Raw genomic sequence first — 21599 nt, forward strand, 5'->3', positions numbered from 1 at the left:
GCTTGGCCTCTGTGGCGATTGGGTCTTTTGGTTAGGTAATCCTTACCTTAGTATGACCTGCGGTCCTCCGGCAGAGCCGGTTCCGCACATCCGGGAGGCACGGTCAGCTGTGTCCGGTTTTGTAGAGCGTGTGTCAGGCATCGACGACAACGAAGTACAGACTTTTTGGAGTCGACGGCTCGACCCGCTTCCTCAGGAGACAGCCCTCCCGGTCGACTTCCCGTATCCCCTGCGGCCCGGCGGGCAACAGGGGGCGGTGAGTCGCCCGTTGGGCACCGCGGCCGACGAGGCGACGCTGCTGTCCGCGTATGTCGCGGTGCTGCACCGCTACAGCGGCGCGCGGGACATCACCGTCGGGTACGACGGCCTGCCGGTCAGGGTCGCCCTGGACGGCGGCATGGAGTTCACCGAACTGGTGCGCCGGGTGGCCGAAGCCTGTGCGGAGGCCCGGGACCACCGGGTCGAACTGTCCACGCTCATCGCCCAGTTGAGTCCGGAGCCCACCCGCGGCGACGGTCTGCTGTTCAACACGGCCTTCGGGGACACCGCATCGGCCGGCCCGCTGGACGTCACGCTCGAAGTCACCGCCGGCGAAGTCGCTGCGGACGTCTCTGACGGCGAAGTCTCCGCAGGCGAAGTGCGCGTGACCTACCGTCAGGATCTCTTCGAGGCCGCGACCGCCGAGCGCATCGCGGACCACTACGCGACCCTGCTGGCCGACGCCCTCACCCGGCCGCACACTCCCGTCGGTGAACTGGAACTGCTCGCCGCCGAGGAACGCCACCGCATCGTCGAGGAGTGGAACGACACCGAGCACGACGTTCCGTCACGCACCTGGCCGGAATTGTTCGCCGAGCAGGTACGCCTGCGCCCGGACGCCGTCGCCCTCGTCTTCGAGGACGCCCAACTGACCTACGCCGAGCTCGACGAGCGCGCCAACCGGCTCGCCCACGCCCTCATCGCCCGCGGCGCCGGACCCGAACGGGTCGTCGCGCTCGCGGTGCCCCGCTCGGCCGAACTGATCATCGCCGAGGTCGCCGTACTCAAGTCCGGCGCCGCCTACCTGCCGGTGGACACCGACTACCCGGCGGACCGCATCTCCTACATGCTCACCGACGCGGCCCCCGCCTGCCTGGTCACCACCACCGAGGTCGCCGCCGACATCCCGCCGAGCGACGGCATGGACCGCCTGATCCTCGACGAGCCCGACACCGTACGGGAGTTGGGGCAGCGCCCGGCGCACGATCCCACCCCCGAAGCGCTGTCCACCGGCAACGCCGCCTACGTGATCTACACCTCCGGCTCCACCGGCCGCCCCAAGGGCGTGATGCTCTCGCACGCGGGCGTCGCCAAGCTGGTCGCGACGCAGATCGAACGGTTCGGCATCGGCCCGCACAGCAGGGTGCTGCAGTTCGCCTCGCCCAGCTTCGACGTGGCGTTCTGGGACCTGTGCCTCGGACTGCTCTCCGGCGGCCGGCTCGTCGTCGTACCGACCGAGTGCCGGGTGCCGGGCGCACCACTCGCCGAGTACGCGCACGCCCACGGCATCACCTTCATGATCCTCCCGCCGGCCCTGCTCGCGGCCATGCCCGAGGACATCGAACTGCCGCCCGCCACCCTCCTCGCCGGCACCGAACGCGTCTCGCCCGAACTCGTCGGGCGTTATGCGCGCGGCCGGATGATGTTCAACGCGTACGGCCCGACCGAGGCGACCACCAACTCCACCCTCGGCCTCTGCGACCCCGACACCCCCGCCGGCACCATCGTGCCCATCGGCGTCCCCGACCCCGGAACTCGCGCCTACGTCCTCGACGCCCGGCTGAAGCCCGTCGCGGCGGGCGTGGCGGGCGAGCTCTACCTCGGCGGCGCGGGCCTGGCCCGCGGCTATCTGGGGCGGCCGGACCTGACGGCCGAGCGGTTCGTCGCGGACCCGTTCGGGGCGCCCGGCGAGCGGCTGTACCGCACCGGCGACCTGGTGCGCTGGAAGGCCGACGGGCGCCTTGAGTTCCTCGGCAGGGCCGACTCCCAGGTGAAGATCCGCGGCTTCCGCATCGAACCCGGCGAGATCGAGTCCGTACTGCGCGGCCACCCGGCCGTCGACCAGACGGCGGTCGTGGTGCGTGAGGACCGGCCCGGCGACCGCAGGCTGGCCGCCTATGTCGTGCCTTCCCTGGACGCCGAGGCGGCCGGGGACGAGACCGAGCAGGTCCAGGAGTGGAAGGACCTGCACGAACTGCTCTACTCGGCGGCCGGATCCGAAGGCCGCCGGGACAGCTCGGCGGGCTTTCGCGAGAACTTCGCGGGCTGGAACAGCATGTACGACGGCCTGCCCATCCCCGTCGACGAGATGCGGGAATGGCGTGACGCCACCGTCGCCCGTATCGAGGAACTGACACCCCGCCGGGTCCTGGAGATCGGCGTCGGCAGCGGACTGATCCTCTCCCGTGTCGCGCCCGGGTGTGAGGCGTACTGGGGCACCGACCTCTCCGAAGAGGCCGTACGCGCCCTGCGCACCCAGGTCGAGGCGGTGCCGGAACTGGTCGACCGGGTCCGCCTGAGCGCCCAGCCCGCGCACGACACCTCCGGGCTGCCGAAGGGCTACTTCGACACCGTCGTCATCAACTCCGTCGCCCAGTACTTCCCGAGCACCGACTACCTCGCCGAGGTACTGGGCGCCGCCGCGGAACTGCTGGCGCCCGGCGGCCGGCTGTTCATCGGTGACGTCCGCAACGCCCGTCTGCTGCGCTGCCTGCGCGCGGCCGTGGAGACCCGCCGCGCCGACGACCCGGAGGACAAGCAGGCCCTGCGCACCGCCGTGGAGCGGTCGGTGGCTTGGGAGGGGGAGCTGCTGCTCGACCCCGACTTCTTCGCCGCGCTCGACGGCTTCGACGCCGACATCCGCGTCAAGCGCGGAGCCCATCACAACGAGCTGACCCGGTACCGCTATGACGTGGTGCTCACCAAGCGGGCCGCCGCCGCTTCGGCTCCGGCCGACAGCGACGAGATCGCCTGGGCCGACCTCGGTGGCTTGGACGACCTCGACGCCCGCCTGGGCGAGGGGCCGTCCATGCTCCGGGTCGTGGGCGTGCCGAACGTCCGGCTCGCCGAGGACCTGGCCGCGCTGGCGACCCTGGACGGCCGCAGTCGCACCGTCACGTCCGCCGGCGCGCCGGATCCGGAGGCGTTCCATGCCCTCGCATCCCGGCACGGGCATCGGGTCGCCGTCACCTGGAACGGTTCCGCCGACGACGGCAGCCTCGATGTGCTGTTCGCCCTCGGTGACGCCCCGTACGACGGCCGCTTGTACCACCCGTCCGGCACGGTCCCGCACGCCAACCGCCCCGCGCCCTTCCGTGACGTGAACGCCCTGATGAGGACGCTGCGTTCGTACGCGGCCGACCGGCTCCCGGAGTACATGGTCCCGGCCGCCGTCGTCCCCCTTGACCGCCTCCCGGTCACCCCCAGCGGCAAGCTCGACTCGGCCGCGCTGCCCACCCCCGACTACGGCGCCCTCAGCTCCGGCCGCCCGCCGCGCGACGCCCGCGAGGAACTGCTGTGCGCGGCCTACGCCGAGGTCCTCGGCCTGCGCTCGGTCACCATCGACGACGACTTCTTCGCCCTCGGCGGTGACAGCATCACCGCCATCCAGCTCCTCGTCCACGCCCGCCGGGCCGGACTGCGTCTCAGCTCCCGCGACGTCTTCCGGCACCGTACGGTCGCGGCCCTGGCCGAAGCCGCCGACGTACGGACCGACGCGCCGGACACCGAGGAGGACACCCCGCTCGTCCGGCTCACGGAAGCCGAACTCGCCGAGCTGCAAGGTGAACACCCGGTCGGCGTCCAGGAGTTGCTGCCGCTGAGCCCGCTCCAGGAGGGCTTCTACTTCCACTCCCTCGTCGACGGCGCCGATCGCGACGCGTACGTCGTCCAGCAGGCCCTCGAACTGTCGGGCCCGGTCGACGGCGAGACCCTGCGCCGGGCCGCCCAGCGCGTCCTGGAGCGGCACGCCCCGCTGCGCGCCTGCTTCCGCCCGCTCGCCGACGGCCGCCCGGTGCAGATCGTCGCCGACCGCCTTGAGCTGCCCTGGCGCGAGGTGGACCTGTTCACGCAGGAGGCAGGGGTGCGGCCGTCGCTCGCCGGCGCGGTAGCCGCCGACGAACGTGCCCGCCGCTTCGACCTCGCCCGCCCGCCGCTGGTGCGCTGCGCGCTCGTGCGGCTCGGCGAGAACCACAGCCGACTGCTGTTGACGTTCCATCACATCATCGCCGACGGCTGGTCCCTGCCGGTACTGCACCGCGAGCTGATGGCCTGCTACGGGGACACTCCGGCTCCGCTGCCTGAAGTCGCGCCGTACGACGCGTATCTGCGTCGCCTGGCCACCGCCGACCGCGACGCCGCCCGCGAGGCCTGGCGCACCGTGCTCGCCGGTCTCGACGAGCCCACGCGGCTGGTCGAGGCGCCCGCCGACGGTACGCCGATCGAGCCCGCGCAGGTGCGCGTCGAGCTGTCCGAGCAGGTCACCGCCCGCCTTGCGGCGCGTGCTCGGGAGCTCGGGGTGACTCTCGGCACGGTCGTGCAGAGCGCCTGGGGTCTGCTGATCGGGCGGCTGACGGCCCGGCAGGACGTGGTGTTCGGCACCACCGTCTCCGGCCGTGACGCCGAGGTCGAGGGCATCGAGTCCATGGTCGGGCTGTTCATCAACACCCTGCCCACGCGCTTTTGTTGGGAGCCCGCCGACACCCTCGCCGAGCTGCTCGGCCGGCTCCAGGACGAGCAGGCGCGGCTGCTGGACCACCAGCACCTCGGCCTCGCGGAGCTTCAGCGGGTCGCCGGGCTCGCGGGCAGCGGCGAACTCTTCGACACCCTGGTCGTCTTCGAGAACTACCCGTCCGCGACCGGCCTCACCGACCCCTCCGGCACCGTCCACGTCACGGGCCACGAGTTCCACGACGCCGTGCACTACCCGCTCGCCCTGATCGTGAAGCCGGGCCGCCGACTCGATCTGCGCCTGAAGCACCACGCCCAGCGGCTCGACGCCGAGAGCGTGCACCGGATCGCGGACCGGCTCACCCGGATCCTGGGCGCCCTCGCCGCCGACCCCGGACAACCGGCCGCCGCCCTGGAACTGCTCTCTGCGGAGGAACTGTCCCTCGCCCACCCGGCCGGCGAACGACGCGACGTACCCGAGACGACGCTGGCCGCCGCCTTCGAGGCCCAAGCCGCCCGTAGCCCCCAGGCCACCGCTGTGGTGTACGAGAACGAGACGCTCACGTATCGCGAACTCGACGCCCGCGCCGAGGAGTTGGCAGCACGGCTCCGAGCCCGGGGCGCCCGTCCCGGCGCGGTCGTCGCGGTCGCCGTACCGCGCTCGACGGAACTCATGGTCGCCCTGCTGGGTGTGCTCAAGTCCGGCGCCGCCTACCTCCCGGTCGACGTGGACTACCCGGCCGACCGCGTGACGCACATGCTCACCGACTCCGGAGCGGCGACGGTCGTCACCACGACGGCCACCGTTCCCCGGCTGCCCGAAGTCCCCGGACTCACACCGTTGTTGGTGGACACCCCGGCCGAGTACGTGCCTGAAGCCGCGTCCGTCTCCGTTCCCGCGCGTCCCGACGACCCGGCTTACCTGATCTACACCTCCGGCTCAACCGGCCGTCCCAAGGGCGTAGTTGTCACCCACCGTGCCATCATCAACCGCCTGGCCTGGATGCAGGGCGAGTACCAACTTGCCCCCGACGACTGCGTGTTGCAGAAGACCCCCGCCAGCTTCGATGTCAGTGTCTGGGAGTTCTTCTGGGCACTGTGCGAGGGCGCCGCAGTCGTCCTCGCGCGCCCCGACGGGCACCGCGACCCGGTGTACCTGGCCGAGCTGATCCGCGAACAGGGCGTCACCACCCTGCACTTCGTGCCCTCGATGCTCGAAGCCTTCCTGCAGTCCGAGGAGATCACCGCCGACCCGGCCTGGGCCGCCTCCCTGCGCCGCGTCTTCAGCAGCGGCGAGGCGCTGCCCGTCGCCGCCGCGTCCCACTGGCGCGAGCTCACCGGGGTACCGCTGCACAACCTGTACGGCCCCACCGAGGCCGCCGTCGACGTCACGTACCACCCGTACGACGGCACACCCGGCACCACCGTGCCCATCGGCCGCCCGGTGTGGAACACCGGCCTGCGCGTGCTGGACTCCTGCCTGCGCCCCGTGCCCGAAGGCACCCCCGGCGAGCTGTACTTGACCGGCGTTCAGCTGGCGCGCGGCTATCACGCCCGCCCCGGCCTGACCGCCGAGCGGTTCGTGGCCGATCCGTACGGCGGGCCCGGCGAGCGCATGTACCGCACGGGTGACCTGGTGCGCCGCTGTGCCGATGGGACCGTCGAGTATCTGGGCCGCACCGACCGCCAGGTCAAGATCCGCGGCAACCGCATCGAACTCGGCGAGATCGAGGCCGCGTTGGGCCGACAGTCAGCCGTCGCCCAGGCCGCCGTGACCGTCGCGGGCAGCACCCTGATCGCGTACGTCGTCCCCGCCCGCGACGTCCGGCCGGAGCCCGCGGAACTCCAGGCCGCGCTCGCCGATTCGCTGCCCGCTCCCATGGTGCCCGGCGCCTATGTCGTCCTGGACGCCCTGCCGTTGGCCCCCAGCGGCAAGCTCGACCGGGCCGCACTGCCCGCGCCGCAGACCGTACGCGCCGAGGCGCGCGCCCCGCGCGACGAGCGCGAGCGCGCCCTCACCGAGATCTTCGCGGCCGTGCTGAAGCTCGACGGCGTCGGCATCGACGACGACTTCTTCATGCTCGGCGGCGACAGCATCACCTCGATCGGCGTCTCCAGCCGCGCCCGCAGGGCGGGCCTGGAGCTCAATCCGCGGGACGTCTTCGAGCACCGCACGCCCGCGGCCCTCGCCGCGGCGGCCGTCCCCGTGGCCTCGGCCCGCACGCTGACCTCCGCCTTCTCCCTCACCGCCGAGGAAACCGAGCGAGTCCACCGGCTCAGCCCGTACCCCGTCGAGGACGTCTGGCCGCTGGCCCCGCTCCAGGAGGGGCTGTTCTTCCACTCGACGTACGACGACAGCGCCTTGGACGTCTACACCGTCCATGAGTCGTTCGACTTCGCCACGCCCCTCGAGGCGGACCGGCTGCGCACCGCGGCCCGCGTCCTGCTGGAGCGCAACCCCAGCCTGCGCGCCGGGTTCACCAGCGAAGGCCTGCGCCAGCCGGTGCAGTTCATCGTGCGCGATCCGGAGATCCCGCTCCACGAGGTCGACCTGTCCGGGCTGCCCGCCGCCGAACAGGACGTGCGGCTACGGGAGTTGATGGACGAGGAGCGCACCCGCCGCTTCGACCTGACCCGGCCGCTGCTGTTCCGGATGCTGCTCGTACGGCTCGGCGAGGAGCGCGGTGACCGGCTGGTCGTCGGCCGGCATCTGCTGCTGTGGGACGGCTGGTCGGCCTGGGTCTTCCTGGACCAGCTCTTCGCCCTGTACGAGTCCGGGGGCGACGCGAGCGCCCTGCCCGCGCCCGGCTCGTATCGCGACTACCTCACCTGGCTGGAGGCCCAGGACACCGCCGTCGCCACCCGCGCCTGGCGTACGGCCCTCGCCGGTCTGGACGAGCCCACCCTGCTCGCCGCCGCCGACCAGGGCCTGGAGCCGGACATCCCGGAGAGCCTGGATGCCGTCCTTCCGGCGGACCTGGGCGAGCGGCTGCGGGACGCCGCACGCCAGCACGGACTGACCCTCAACACAGTGCTCACCGCCGCCTGGGGGCTGACCCTGGCGAGCGCGACCGGCCGTACCGACGTGGTCTTCGGAACCACCGTCGCGGGCCGGCCGAGCGAGGTGCCGGACATCGAGAACGTCATCGGCATGTTCCTCAACACCGTCCCCGCCCGGATCGCCTACGACCCCGCCGAGCCCGTGCTCGGCCTGCTGCGGCGCGTCCAGGACGAACGCCTTGCCGTGATGCCGTACGAGTACCTCGGCCTGGGCGTCCTCCAGGCCGAGACCGGCCACCGTCGGCTGTTCGACACTCTCTTCGTGCTGCGCAACAGCGACACGGAGGAACGGCTCGCCGAGCTGGCCGACCGGCACGGCGCCCGAGCCGTCGCGAACGTCGACGCGACGCACTATCCCGTGAACCTGGTCGTCACGCCGGGGCAGCGCATCCAGGTCACTCTCACCCACCGGGCCGACGTCGTCGGTGGGCGGCAGGCCCAGGACCTGCTCGACCGCTTCACGCTTCTGCTGGAGCGGCTGGCCCAGGACCTGGACGCCCCTGTAGGTGGCCTCGATCCGCTGCTGCCCGCCGAGCATGCCGAGTTGGAGCGCGAGCGGGCCGCGAGCCGTGTCCCCGACCCCGAGGACACCATCGCCGACCTGCTGGCCGCGCAGGCCGCCGCCACTCCCGAGGACACCGCGCTCGTCTTCGGCGAAACGACGCTCTCGTACGCCGAACTCGACACCCGTATCAACCGCATGGCCCGGCTGCTGCTCGCCCGCGGTGCCGCGCCCGAGAAGGTCGTCGCCCTCGGGCTGCCCCGGTCCCTGGACATGGTCGTCGCCCTGTTCGCCGTACTGCGCACCGGAGCCGCGTATCTGCCGCTGGAGCTGGACTACCCGGACGACCGGCTCGTCACGATGCTCGACGACGCCCGGCCGACGCTGATCCTGTCCACGCGGGCGGTCGCCGCACGACTGGAGGGGGCTGCCCCCGACAGCCCGCGCGTGCTGCTCGACGACCCGGCGGTGACGGCCGAACTGGCCGCGTTCCCGGGCGACTTGACGCGCCAGGTGTTCAGCCTGGAGCACCCGGCGTACGTCATCTACACCTCCGGCTCCACCGGCCGCCCCAAGGGCGTCGTCACGCCGTACCGCGGCCTGACCAATATGCAGCTCAACCATCAGCGGGAGATCTTCGAACCGGCCATCGCCTCGGCGGGCGGCCGTCGGCTGCGTATCGCGCACACGGTGTCCTTCGCCTTCGACATGTCGTGGGAGGAGCTGCTGTGGCTGGTCGAGGGGCATGAGGTGCACATCTGCGACGAGGAGCTGCGGCGTGACGCCGAGGCCCTGGTCGCGTACTGCGAAACCCATCGCGTGGACGTCGTCAACGTCACCCCCACATACGCCCATCTCCTCATCGAGCAGGGCCTGTTGGAGGGCCACCGGCCGCCACTGGTGCTGCTCGGCGGCGAGGCCGTCTCGGAGACGGTGTGGAACCGGCTGCGCGACACCGAGGGCACCTACGGCTACAACCTCTACGGGCCGACCGAATACACCATCAACACCCTCGGCGGCGGCACCCTCGACAGCGCGACCCCGACGGTCGGGCGTCCGATCCGCGGGACCCGCGCCCACATCCTGGACGGCTGGCTGCGACCGGTCCCGGACGGCGTGCCCGGCGAGCTCTACATCGCCGGCATCGGCCTGGCCCGCGGCTACCTCGACCGGCCGGGCCTGACCGCCGAACGTTTCGTCGCCGACCCGTTCGGTGAGCCCGGCGAGCGCATGTACCGCACCGGCGACCTGGTGCGCCGTCGCGCCGACGGCAACCTGGACTTCCTGGGCCGCACCGACGACCAGGTCAAGATCCGCGGCTACCGGGTGGAACTCGGCGAGATCGAGACCGCGCTCGCCCAGCACCCCAGGGTGGCCCAGGCCGCCGTCCTCGTCCGCGACGACCGGCTCGTCGGCTATGTCGTCCCCGACCGGCCCACCGGCGGGGACCGGGACACCGCCGAGCGCGAACAGGTCGGCGAATGGCAGGAGATCTACTCCGACGAGTACGAGGAGATCAGCACCGCCGTCTTCACCGAGGACTACGCCGGCTGGGACTCCTCGTACGACGGGCAGCCCATCCCCTTCGACCACATGCGGGAGTGGCGCGAGGCCACCGTCGAACGCATCGGTTCGCTGCGGCCCCGGCGGATCCTGGAGATCGGCGTCGGCTCGGGCCTGCTGCTGTCCCAGCTCGCACCGCGGGCCGAGGCCTACTGGGCCACCGACTTCGCCGCCCCCGTCATCCGCAAGATCGGCGAGGACCTGCGCCAGGACCCGGAACTCGCCGCCAAGGTCACGCTCCGCGCCCAGCCCGCCGACGACCTCACCGGACTGCCCGGCGACGGCTACTTCGACACGATCGTCATCAACTCCGTCATCCAGTACTTCCCGAGCATCGACTACCTCACGTCGGTGATCCAGGGCGCCATGGAACTGCTCGCCCCCGGCGGCGCGCTCTTCGTCGGCGACGTACGCAACCTGCGGCTCGCCCGCACCTTCCAGACGGAGATCCAGCTCGCGCGCGGCGTGACCGGTGACGCTCTGGGCAGGGCAGTCGAGCGCGGACTGCGCCTGGAGAAGGAACTCCTCGTCGATCCCGACTACTTCACCACCCTCGGCTACGGAGTCGACCTCCGTACGAAGCGCGCCCGCCACCACAACGAGCTCAGCCGCTACCGCTATGACGCCGTTCTGTACGCGGGCGATCCCGCCCTGCGTCTCGACGACGTCCCGGTCGTCGACTTCACCGGGGACCTCGACCTGGCGGAGCTCGTCGCCACGGCCCCGCTGCGTCTCGCCGGTGTCCCCGACGCCCGTATCGGAGCCGACGGGGGAGTGGACCCGCAGACGCTGCACGACCTCGGTGCCGAACGCGGTTGCCGCGTGCTGACCACGTGGTCCCGCGAAGTGGGCACGTACGACGCCGTGTTCCTGGCCGACGACGGCAGTGAGGCCACTGGGCTTACGGCCGGCCTGTATCTCCCCGGCGGCGGGGAAGCCCCGTACGCCAATGAGCCGACCGCCGCGCGCGACGCGAACAGCCTGGTCCGGCAGCTCCGCGAGGACCTCAAGCAGTGCTTGCCCGACTACATGGTCCCGGCCGCCTTCGTCACCCTCGACCGGCTGCCCATGAACGACAACGGCAAGCTCGACGTGCGCGCCCTGCCCGAAGCCGAACCGGCCGTCGCGCTCGGCACCGGACGAGGGCCGCGCACTCCCGAGGAGGAGGTGCTCTGCCGGCTCTTCGCGGAGGTACTCGGCCTGCCCGAAGTCGGCGCCGAGGACGGCTTCTTCGACCTCGGCGGCCACTCCCTGCTCGCCACCCGGCTGATCAGCCGGGCCCGCACCGAGCTGGGCGCCGAACTGGCGATCCGCGACCTCTTCGAGGCGCCGACACCGGAACTGATCGCCGCCCGCGGCGACGGCGGACGACCGGCCCGCCCGGCCGTCGCGCCTGTCGCCGACCGGCCCGAGCGCATTCCGCTGTCGGCCGCCCAGCGGCGGCTGTGGCTGGTGGAACAGATCACCGGCAGCGGCGTCGCGTACAACTTCCCGCTGGTCTTCCGGCTCCGCGGCGAACTCGACCTGGACGCGCTGCGAGCCGCCCTGCGGGACGTGGCCGGCCGGCACGAGGCGCTGCGCACCGTGTTCCTCGAGGAGGATGGCGAGCCGTATCAGCGGATCGTCCCGGCGGCTGAGGGCGAGCCCTCGTTCACTGTCACGGACTGCGCCGAAGGCGCCCTGCCCACTCTGATCGAGACGGCCCAGCGCTGCCCCTTCGACCTCAGCCGTGAACTCCCGCTGCGCTGCGAGGTGTTCCGGATCGCTCCGGCCGACCATGTCGTGGCCGTGGTCCTGCACCACATCACCACCGACGAGTGGTCCGACCGGCCGTTCCTCAACGACCTCACCACCGCGTACCAGGCTCGTCGCGAGGGCCGCGAACCGGAGTGGGCACCGCTCCCGGTGCAGTACGCCGACTACACCCTCTGGCAGGACACCCTGCTCGGCGGTCGGCTCGGGGAGGAGCAACTCGCCCACTGGACCGAGGCCTTGCGCGCCCTCCCGGAGGAACTGACCCTGCCCCTCGACCGGCCCCGCCCGGCCGAGCCCACGGGCCGCGGCGGCAAGGTCCGCTTCGAACTGCCCACCGACACCGGCAGGGAACTGCGCGAGCTGTCCGCCGCCACGGGCACCAGCATGTTCATGCTGTTCCAGGCTGCCACCGCCGCGTTGCTGCACCGGCTCGGTGCCGGGGACGACATTCCGCTCGGCGCACCCATCGCGGGCCGTACGGACGACGCGCTCGACGATCTGGTCGGCTTCTTCGTCAACACGCTTGTCCTGCGTACCGATCTTTCCAGCGGCGGTCTGTCCGGCGGTGACCTCACCTTCCGTCAACTCCTCGGGCGAGTGAGGGAGTCGGCGCTGGAGGCGTTCGAGCACCAGGACCTGCCCTTCGACCAGGTGGTCGAGGCGGTCAACCCGGCGCGCGTGGCCGGGCGCAACCCGCTCTTCCAGGTCATGCTCGGATACCACTACCGGCCCGACGGCGATCCGGACGTGCTCGGCATGCCGACCGAGTGGTTCGACATGGACACGGGCATGGCCAAGTTCGACCTCCACTTCACCTTCGTGGACGAGGCGGGCCGGGACCGCCTGGTGCTGCTCCTGGAATACGCGGCAGACCTGTGCGACGCGACGACCGCCGAGCGGCTGGCCGGGCGTCTGGTGCGGCTGCTGGAGCAGGTGGTGGGCGATCCGGACCGGCCCGTACGGGACTTGGAGGTCCTGGAGGAGTCCGAGCGGCAGTCCGTCCTCGGCCGGTGGAACGACACCGCGCACGAGGTAGAGCCGACCACCCTGCCGGAGCTGTTCCGCGCCCAGGCGGCCCGCACACCCGACGCGCTCGCCCTCGTCCTCGGCGAACAGCGGCTGACCTACGCCGAGTTGGACGCGCGCGTCGAGCACACCGCGCGGGTGCTGGCCGGCATGGGCGTGGGCCCGGAGGGCACGGTGGCGGTCGCGCTGCCCCGCTCGGTGAACCTCGTGGTGGCGCTGCTGGCGGTGCACCGCGCGGGTGGGGCGTACCTGCCGCTGGACGCCGACTACCCGGAGGAGCGGCTCGCCCTCATGGTGGAGGACGCCCGTCCCGTGTGCGTGATCCGCGACGCCCTGCCTGACGGACCGGCAGGCGAACTGCCCCTGAGCTACGACCCGTTGAGCCCGGCGTACGTCATCTACACATCCGGGTCCACAGGCCGTCCCAAGGGCGTGGTGGTGCCGCATCAGGGCATCGTCAACCGTCTGCAGTGGATGCAGGCCACGTACGAACTCACCGGCGACGACCGGGTGTTGCAGAAGACGCCGTCCAGCTTCGACGTGTCCGTGTGGGAGTTCTTCTGGCCGCTGATCACCGGGGCGACTCTTGTCCTGGCCCGGCCGGAAGGCCACAAGGACCCGGCCTATCTCGCCGAGTTGATCCAGCAGCAGCAGGTCACGACGGTGCACTTCGTGCCGTCGATGCTCCAGCTGTTCCTCGAGGAGCCCTCCGCCGCGCGGTGCACCGGTCTGCGCCGCGTGATGTGCAGCGGCGAGGCCCTGCCCGTACCGCTGGCGAACCGCTTCCACCAGGTGCTCTCCGCCGAGCTGCACAATCTCTACGGCCCGACCGAGGCGTCCGTCGACGTCACCGCGATCGAGGTGCGACCGGAAGCGGAGAGCGTGCCGATCGGCCGCCCGGTGTGGAACACCGGCGTGTACGTCCTGGACGCCGGACTGCGTCCGGTGCCTCCGGGCGTCCCCGGAGAGCTCTACCTGGCGGGCGTCCAGCTCGCCCGGGGTTACCTCGACCGTCCCGGCCTGACCGCCGAGCGGTTCGTCGCCGATCCGTACGGCGAACCAGGCGCCCGTATGTACCGCACGGGAGACCTGGCCCGCTGGACGGCCGACGGCACAGTCGAATATCTCGGCCGCACCGACGACCAGGTCAAGATCCGCGGCTTCCGTATCGAACTCGGCGAGGTCGAGGCCGTGCTCGCCCGGCACGAGGCCGTCGCTCACGCCGTCGTCGTTCCGCATGACCAGCGGCTCGTGGCGTATGTCGTCCCGGCCTCGGAGCGGGCACCTGAATCGGCCGCCTTGCGTGCCCACACAGCGGCAGCCGTGCCCGAACACATGGTCCCCGCGGCCTTCGTGGCCGTCGACGCTCTGCCGCTCACCCCCAACGGCAAGCTCGACCGCAAGGCCCTGCCCGCCCCCGACTTCACGGCGGAAACGGGCAGCGGCACCGCTCCGCGCACCCCGCGCGAGGAGATCCTCTGCGGACTGTTCGCGGACGTGCTGGGCCTGGAACGGGTCGGTGTCGACGACGACTTCTTCGCGCTCGGCGGCCACTCGCTCCTGGCCATGCGGCTGGTCAGCCGCGTACGGGCGGCTCTGGGCGTCGAGCTGGCGCTGCGCACGGTGTTCGAGGCCCCGACGGTGGCCCGGCTCGCGGAGCAGACGGCGGGTGCCGCCGACGAGCCCGCGCGCCCGGTCCTGACCGCTGCTCCGGAACGGCCGGAGCGGTTGCCCCTGTCCTTCGCCCAGCAGCGTCTGTGGGTGCTGTACCGGGTGGAGGGCCCCAGCCCCACGTACAACATCCCGATCGTCTGGCGGCTTTCCGGAGCGCTCGACACGGACGCGCTCCGGCTTGCCGTCGACGACCTGGTCGCTCGGCATGAGCCGCTGCGCACCGTCTTCCCCGAACAGGACGGCCGTGCCCACCAGTTGATCCTCGACCCGCAGCAGGCCGGGATCCAGGTGGAGGTCATCCGCACCAGCGAGGAGGAGCTGGACGGGCGGCTCGTCGAGGCCGCCGGGTACGGCTTCGAGCTCGACCGTGAACCGCCGCTGCGCGTCCGCCTGTTCCAGGTCGCCGACGGCGAACACGTACTGCTGCTCCTGCTCCACCACATCGCGGGCGACGAGTGGTCCGACCGGCCGCTCACCCGCGACCTGACCGACGCGTACGCGGCACGGGCCGCGGGCCGCACCCCGGACCGGGCACTCCTGCCCGTCCAGTACGCCGACTTCAGCCTGTGGCAGCGGGCGATGCTCGGCGACGAGAAGGACCCGGCCGGCCTGGCTGCCCGCCAACTCGCCTTCTGGCAGCGGAATTTGGCAGGGCTCCCCGAGGAGCTCGCGCTCCCCGTCGACCGGCCGCGTCCGCTGGAGGCCAGCTACCGCGGCGGGACCGTGGACATGCCGCTGGACCCACGGCTTGCGGCGGAGCTGCGCGAACTGGCCCGGACGGGCAACGTCAGCATGTTCATGGTTGTGCAGGCCGCGGTGTCGGCGCTGCTTACCCGGCTCGGAGCCGGTACGGACATCCCGCTGGGCAGCCCGATCGCCGGTCGCACCGAGGAGGCGCTGGAGGACCTGGTCGGGTTCTTCCTCAACACGCTGGTGCTGCGCACCGACACCGCGGGCGACCCCACCTTCCGCGAACTCCTCGGCCGTGTACGGGAGACGGACCTCGCCGCCTTCGATCACCAGGACGTGCCGTTCGAGCGGGTGGTGGACGCGCTCAGTCCCGCTCGTTCGCTCGCGCGGCACCCGCTGTTCCAGGTCATGGTCGTGTACCTCGCCGCGGGCGGTGCCGAGGACGGCTTCGCCGGGCTGCGCTCGCGGCGGGAGGAGATCGGTCAGACCACCGCCAAGTTCGACCTCTCCTTCGACTTCGTGGAGCGGGCCGACGACGAAGGCGTCGACGGAGTCCTGGAGTACAGCACCGACCTGTTCGACCACACCACCGCCGAGACCTTCGCCGAACGGCTCATCCGCCTGCTGCGCGCGGTCGTCGCCGACCCCGACACCCCGATCACCCGCATCGACGTCCTCGGCGCCGCCGAACGCCGGCGGATCCTCACCGAGTGGAACGACCGGCCCGTACTCGCCCCGCCGACCACCGTCCCGGCCCTCTTCGAGCGGCAGGCCGGACTCTCCCCGGACGCCCCCGCCGTGGCCTCCGACGGCGTCCGGCTGACCTTCGCCCAGCTGAACGCCAAGGCCAACCGGCTCGCCCGGCTACTGGTCGCGCAAGGCGCCGGACCCGAGCGGATCGTCGCCCTGGCGCTGCCCCGTACCGCCCGCACCCTGCTCGCCATCCTGGCGGTGCAGAAGACCGGTGCCGCCTATCTGCCGCTCGACCCGGACGCCCCGGCGGGCCGCACCCGCGACATGCTCGACGACGCCCGCCCGGTACTCGTCCTCACCACGAAGGACCTCGCCCCGCTGCTGCCCCCGGACGGCCCGCCGTCCGTTCTCCTCGACGACTCGCGGACCGCGGAACTGCTCGCGGGCGAGAACCCCGCCAACCTGCTCGACACCGACCGCACCACACCGCTGACGCCGCGCCACCCGGCCTACGTCATCTACACCTCCGGTTCCACCGGCCGCCCCAAGGGAGTCGTCGTCACCCACGAGACCGTGGGCAATCTCTTCCACAGCCACCGCGAGACCCTGTACGCACCGGCCAAGGCGGCCACAGGGCGGCGGCATCTGCGGGCCGGACACGCCTGGGCGTTCTCTTTCGACGCCTCCTGGCAACCGCAGTTGTGGCTGCTCGACGGGCACTGCGTCCATGTGGTGTCGGACGAGACCCGTCGCGACCCCGAACTGCTCGCGGCGGCCGTCGTCGAGCACGGCTTCGACTTCCTGGAAGTCACGCCGTCGTTCTTCGCGCAGATGGCGGAGACGGGTCTTGTCCGCGAGGACGGCAGCTGCCCGCTCGCCGTCGTCGGCGTCGGCGGCGAGGCCGTGCCGGTGGCGCAGTGGGAGCGGCTCGGGCAACTGCCCGGCACCGAGGCGTTCAACCTGTACGGGCCCACCGAGTCCACCGTCGACGCCCTCGTGGCGCGGGTGCGCGACAGCGACCGGCCGCTCGTCGGCCGACCCGTGGCGGGCACCCGGGCGTACGTACTCGACGACCGGCTGCAGCCCCTGCCGCCCGGCGTCACGGGCGAGCTGTACCTGGCCGGTGGCGGCCTGGCCCGCGGTTACCTGGGCCGCCCCGCGCTGACCGCCGAACGCTTCGTCGCCGACCCGTTCGGGCCGCCCGGCTCGCGGCTTTACCGGACCGGCGACCTGGCCCGATGGACCGCCGACGGACAGATCGACTACCTGGGCCGTGCCGACGACCAGGTGAAGATCCGCGGCTTCCGGATCGAACCCGGCGAGATCGAGTCCGTGCTCTCCTCCCACCCCGACGTCGCCCAGGCTGTGGTGACAGTACGTCAGGAAGGCCCGCGGAAACTGCTGGTGGCGTACGTCGTTCCGGTCGCCGGACGGCTCCCCGACGCCGGACGGCTGCGTGCGCACGTCGGCGGGCAGTTGCCGGACTACATGGTCCCGGCCGCCGTCGTACTCCTGGACCGGCTGCCCGCACTGGCCAACGGCAAGCTGGACCGGGCCGCCCTGCCCGCCCCGGACTTCAGCGCCGTCTCCACCGGCCGGGCTCCCAGTACGGAACTGGAGAAGACCCTGTGCGGCGTCTTCGCCGACGTACTGGGCCTTGACGAAGTCGGCGTCGACGACGACTTCTTCACCCTGGGCGGCGACAGCATCGTGGCCATGCAGCTCGTCAGCAGGGCCCGGGCAGCGGGCGTGCGGATCACCCCGCGCCTGGTGTTCCGGCACCGTACGGTCGCCGCTCTCGCTGAGGTAGCCACGGCTGCCGGACCCGAGGCAGCCGGTGCCCGCCCGGCCGACGACGGCATCGGCACCGTGCCACTGACGCCGGTCATGCACTGGCTGCGCGAACTCGGCGGCTCCTTCAAGGGCTACCACCAGGCCGCCCTCGTCCGGACTCCGGCCGCCCTGGACCGGCCGAAGCTGGCCGCCGTGCTGCGGGCCGTGGCCGACCGGCACGCCATGCTGCGCGGCACGTTGGTCCGCACAGCGATGGATGACTGGACCATCGAGGTCCCGGGCGCCGACGCGGTGGACACCGAGGCATGGATCGAGCGGGTCGACGTCGCCGGGCTGGACGCCGAGGCGCTGCGGACGGTGGTCGCGGAACGCGCCCATGCCGCCCGCGCGACGCTCGACCCGGACGCCGGTGCCATGGTGCGGGCCGTGTGGTTCGACGCGGGCGGTGAGCCGGGCAGGCTGCTCCTGATGGCCCACCACCTCGTCACCGACGGCGTCTCCTGGCGCGTCCTGCTGCCCGACCTGGCCGCCGCCTGGCAGGACGTCGCAGCCGGGCGCCCGGCGGAACTGCCGCCCGTCGACACCTCCTTCCGCACCTGGTCGCGCAAGCTGGCCGAGCTGGCCCAGGACCCGGCCCGCGAGGCGGAACTGCCGTTCTGGACCGGCGTGTTCGACGGCGCCGCGCCCTTCCCGCTGGACCGGCCGCTCGACCCGGACCGCGACACCGTCGGCACGGTACGGGAGCTGGCGCTGCGCCTGCCCGCCGACCAGACGGGCCCGCTGCTCTCGGCTGTGCCCGCCGCCTTCGGCGCCAACGTCAACGACGTCCTGCTCACCGGCCTCGGCCTTGCCGTGGCCGACTGGCGGCGACGCCACGGGGACGGCTCGCCGGGCCCGGTCCTCGTCGACCTCGAAAGCCACGGCCGCGAGGAGGAGTTGGCGGGGGACGCCGATCTGTCGCGTACGGTCGGCTGGTTCACCAGCGTCTTCCCGGTCCGCCTGGACACCGGCCCCGCCGACCTGGACGACGCGCTCCAGGGCGGCCCGGCCGCGGACGAGGCGGTGGCCGCGGTACGACGGCATCTCGGCTCGCTGCCCGCGAACGGCGTCGGCTACGGCATGCTGCGCCACCTCAACCCCCGTACGGCACCGGTCCTCGCCGCCTTCGAGACACCGGCGATCGAGTTCAACTACCTCGGCCGGTTCGGCATCCCCGAGGACACGGACTGGTCGTACGCCCCGGAGGAGGACGTCGCGGACATCGGCGCCGAACCGGAGATGCGGGAGGGCCACGCCCTCGGCATCAACGTCGTGACCGAGGACCGCGCCGACGGCCCCGTCCTGGCCGCCCACTGGTCCTGGCCCGAGGCCGTACTGTCCGAGGAGGCGGTCCGCGACCTGGCCGAGACCTGGTTCCGTGCCCTGAAGGCCCTCGTCACCCGCACCCAGCACCGTCCCTAGCCCCTTGCCCCCTAGCTCCCAGCCCCTTGCCCTCAAGTCCCGCACCCAGGAGGATCACCGCATGAGCAGCGGCAACACCAACCCGTTCGAGAACCCCGACGGCGTCTACTCCGTACTCGTCAACGACGAGGGCCAGCACAGCCTCTGGCCCGACTTCGTGGACGTCCCGGCGGGCTGGACCGTCGCCCACGGCCCCGGCCCACGTCAGGAGTGCCTCGACTACATCGAGACCAACTGGACCGACATGCGACCCACGAGTCTGGTGGAGCGGATGGAGCGGACCGGCTGACCCGATGCTCAGCACCAGACTCACCAACGCGCACATCCTGACCATGGACCCGGACCACCCCGTCGCCCACGACCTGGGCATCTGGGAGGGCCGGATCGTGGGCCTGGACGAGGCGGTGACCGGGCTGCCCGCGCGCCGGGTGGTGGATCTCCAGGGCGCGACCGTGCTGCCCGGGTTCATCGACAGCCATGTGCACCTGGCGTGGACCGGTTTCAAGGCGGCCACCCCGAGCGTGGCGCCGTGCACCTCGGTCGAGGACGTACTCGCGGTTGTCGCGTCCGCCGTGGCGGGCACGCCGCCCGGCGGCTGGACGCATCTCGTCGGATACGACCAGCGGGCCCTGGGCCGCCATCTGACCGCCACCGAGCTGGACAAGGTCAGCGAGGGGCGCAAGGTGTACCTGCTGCACGACTCCGGACACGGTTGTGTGGTCAACACCGCGGTCCTGGACCTGCTGCCCGCCCATGTGCCGCACGAGGACGGCTTCCTCGCCGAGGGCGCCATGGGAGCCGCGCGGGCGCTGCGACTGCCGTACTCCCAGGAGGAGTTGGCGGAGGCGATCGGGCGCGCGGCCCGGGTCTGTCTGGCCGAGGGGGTCACGGCCTGCGCCGAGGCGGGCATCGGCGGTGCCCTGTTCGGACACAGTCCGGTCGAGCTGGGCGCCTACCAACTCGCCCGCGAGCAGGGGAAGTTGCCGCTGCGGGTGCAGCTCATGGTGGCCGCGGACCGGCTGAAGGAGGTGGCCGCACACGAGGACGACGGCATCCCGCGCGCCCTCGACCTCGGACTGCGCACCGGCTTCGGGGACGAATGGCTCTCCGTGGGCGCGCTGAAGATCTACACCGACGGCGGCATGATGGCCCGTACGGCCGCGCTCAGCAGCCCGTACGAAGGCCTGGACCACGCAGGCCAGTTGCAGGACGACCCCGAGGCGCTCGCCGACACGATCGTGGCCGGCCATCTCGGCGGCTGGCAGCTCGCCGTCCACGCCATAGGCGACCGCGCGGCCGACGTCGCCCTGGACGCCCTGGAGCGGGCGCATCACCTCCGGCCGCGACCGGGCGCGCGGCACCGCATCGAACACGCGGGACTGATCCGGCCCGACCAGCTGACCCGCATGGCGCGGCTCGGCGTGAGCGCCGTGGTCCAGCCGAACTTCCTGCGCTACTTCGGCGACGACTACGCGTCGATCATGGGCGAGGAACGGGCACCGTGGATGTACCGGGGGAGGGGATTCCTCGAGCACGGAATCACGCTGGTGGGCAGCTCCGACCGGCCCGTCGCGGACGGATCGCCGCTGCGGGCCGTCCAGTTCATGGTCGAGCGGGCTTCGGAGTCGGGACAGGTGATCGGCCCGGACGAGTCCGTCACCGTCGACGAGGCCCTGCGGGCGTACACCGTCGGCGGTGCCTACGCCTGCCACTGGGACTCCGTCGCGGGCTCTCTCACCCCGGGCAAGCGCGCCGACCTGGTCGTGCTGGGAGACGACCCGAGGCGGGTCGACACCTCGCGCATCGGGGACATCGAGGTGGTGACGACGTACGTCGACGGCCGGGGGAGTCGGGAGAGTAACGGCTAACCCGGGCGCCTCTGCTCATGAACGGGCCGGACCGTGGCTGATGTGTCGTGCGCGGCCCTGCTGTGCAGGAGTTCGCGCAGCAGCTGGTTCGTGGTGCACACGACGCCCGTACGCGCGATCCACCGCAGCGCCATGGAGTGGTCCTCGGCGGAGAAGTCCGCCACCGCGTCGGCCACGACGAACGGCTGGATGTCGTGCATGAAGGCGTCCGCCGCCGTCAGCAGTATGCCGAGGTGCGCCCGCACTCCGCACAGGATCAGCTGGTCCCGCCCGGTGGAGCGCAGCAGCCGGCCGAGATGGCTGCGGAGAAAGGCGTTGTGCCGCACGTTGACCAGCAGGTGTTCGCCCGCCCGTGGCGTGAGCTGCGGGACGATCGAGGCGGCGTCGGGTTCCGGGACCGGCTCCGCGCTGAACACCACCGGCATGCCGAGGGTGCCGGCGAGTTCGCGCAGGGTGGTGATGTTGTCGATGAGCTCCACGACCGGGGAGGAGCCTGCCGGAAACGCCTGCACGTAGTGGTTCTGCATGTCGTGCACCAGCAGGGCGGCCCGCGCCGGGTCGATCGTCCAGGACGGCGACGACGCGGGAAGCGCGGAACGGTCCGGCATGGGGTACGAGTCGATGACCGGTAAACCCATGGCGGGTCCCTCCCTGATGCTTACCCTCGGATTAGTAAGGCTAGCCTAACCTAATCAAGGGTGCTGCGCCCCTGGAAGAGAGGCCGCAGGCCTTCCTTCCAGGGGCGCGGGGAACTGCGCGACCAGCCACAACGGACCCGCAGCGTCGAACTGCGCTTCCACCGGAGC

General features: G+C 71.9%; 4 protein-coding genes. 3 read left to right on the forward strand and 1 reads right to left on the reverse strand.

Annotation, left to right across the window (positions count from 1 at the left end; genetic code table 11):
• Positions 1 to 52: 52 nt before the first annotated feature.
• The 3 genes from IEZ21_RS25430 to IEZ21_RS25440 all read left to right on the forward strand — a co-directional run bounded on the left by IEZ21_RS25430 (position 53) and on the right by IEZ21_RS25440 (position 20793).
• Complete coding sequence (locus IEZ21_RS25430) at positions 53 to 18925, forward strand: non-ribosomal peptide synthetase (protein WP_189324193.1); 18873 nt, start codon at positions 53 to 55, stop codon at positions 18923 to 18925.
• A gap of 61 nt (positions 18926 to 18986) precedes the next feature.
• Complete coding sequence (locus tag IEZ21_RS25435) at positions 18987 to 19214, forward strand: MbtH family protein (protein ID WP_033325065.1); 228 nt, start codon at positions 18987 to 18989, stop codon at positions 19212 to 19214.
• A gap of 4 nt (positions 19215 to 19218) precedes the next feature.
• Positions 19219 to 20793: an amidohydrolase gene (locus IEZ21_RS25440; protein ID WP_189324194.1), complete on the forward strand. Its 1575-nt coding sequence runs from the start codon at positions 19219 to 19221 to the stop codon at positions 20791 to 20793.
• On the opposite strand, the gene IEZ21_RS25445 is transcribed toward IEZ21_RS25440, so the two are convergent.
• The gene (locus tag IEZ21_RS25445; protein WP_213089348.1) at positions 20790 to 21431 is read right to left on the reverse strand and encodes an isochorismatase family protein; all 642 of its coding nucleotides are present in this window, start codon (positions 21429 to 21431) and stop codon (positions 20790 to 20792) included. The two genes, IEZ21_RS25440 and IEZ21_RS25445, sit on opposite strands and share 4 nt — an antisense overlap.
• Positions 21432 to 21599 lie beyond the last annotated feature (168 nt).

Source organism: Streptomyces flaveus (genome assembly GCF_014647675.1).
GTDB lineage: Bacteria > Actinomycetota > Actinomycetes > Streptomycetales > Streptomycetaceae > Streptomyces > Streptomyces flaveus.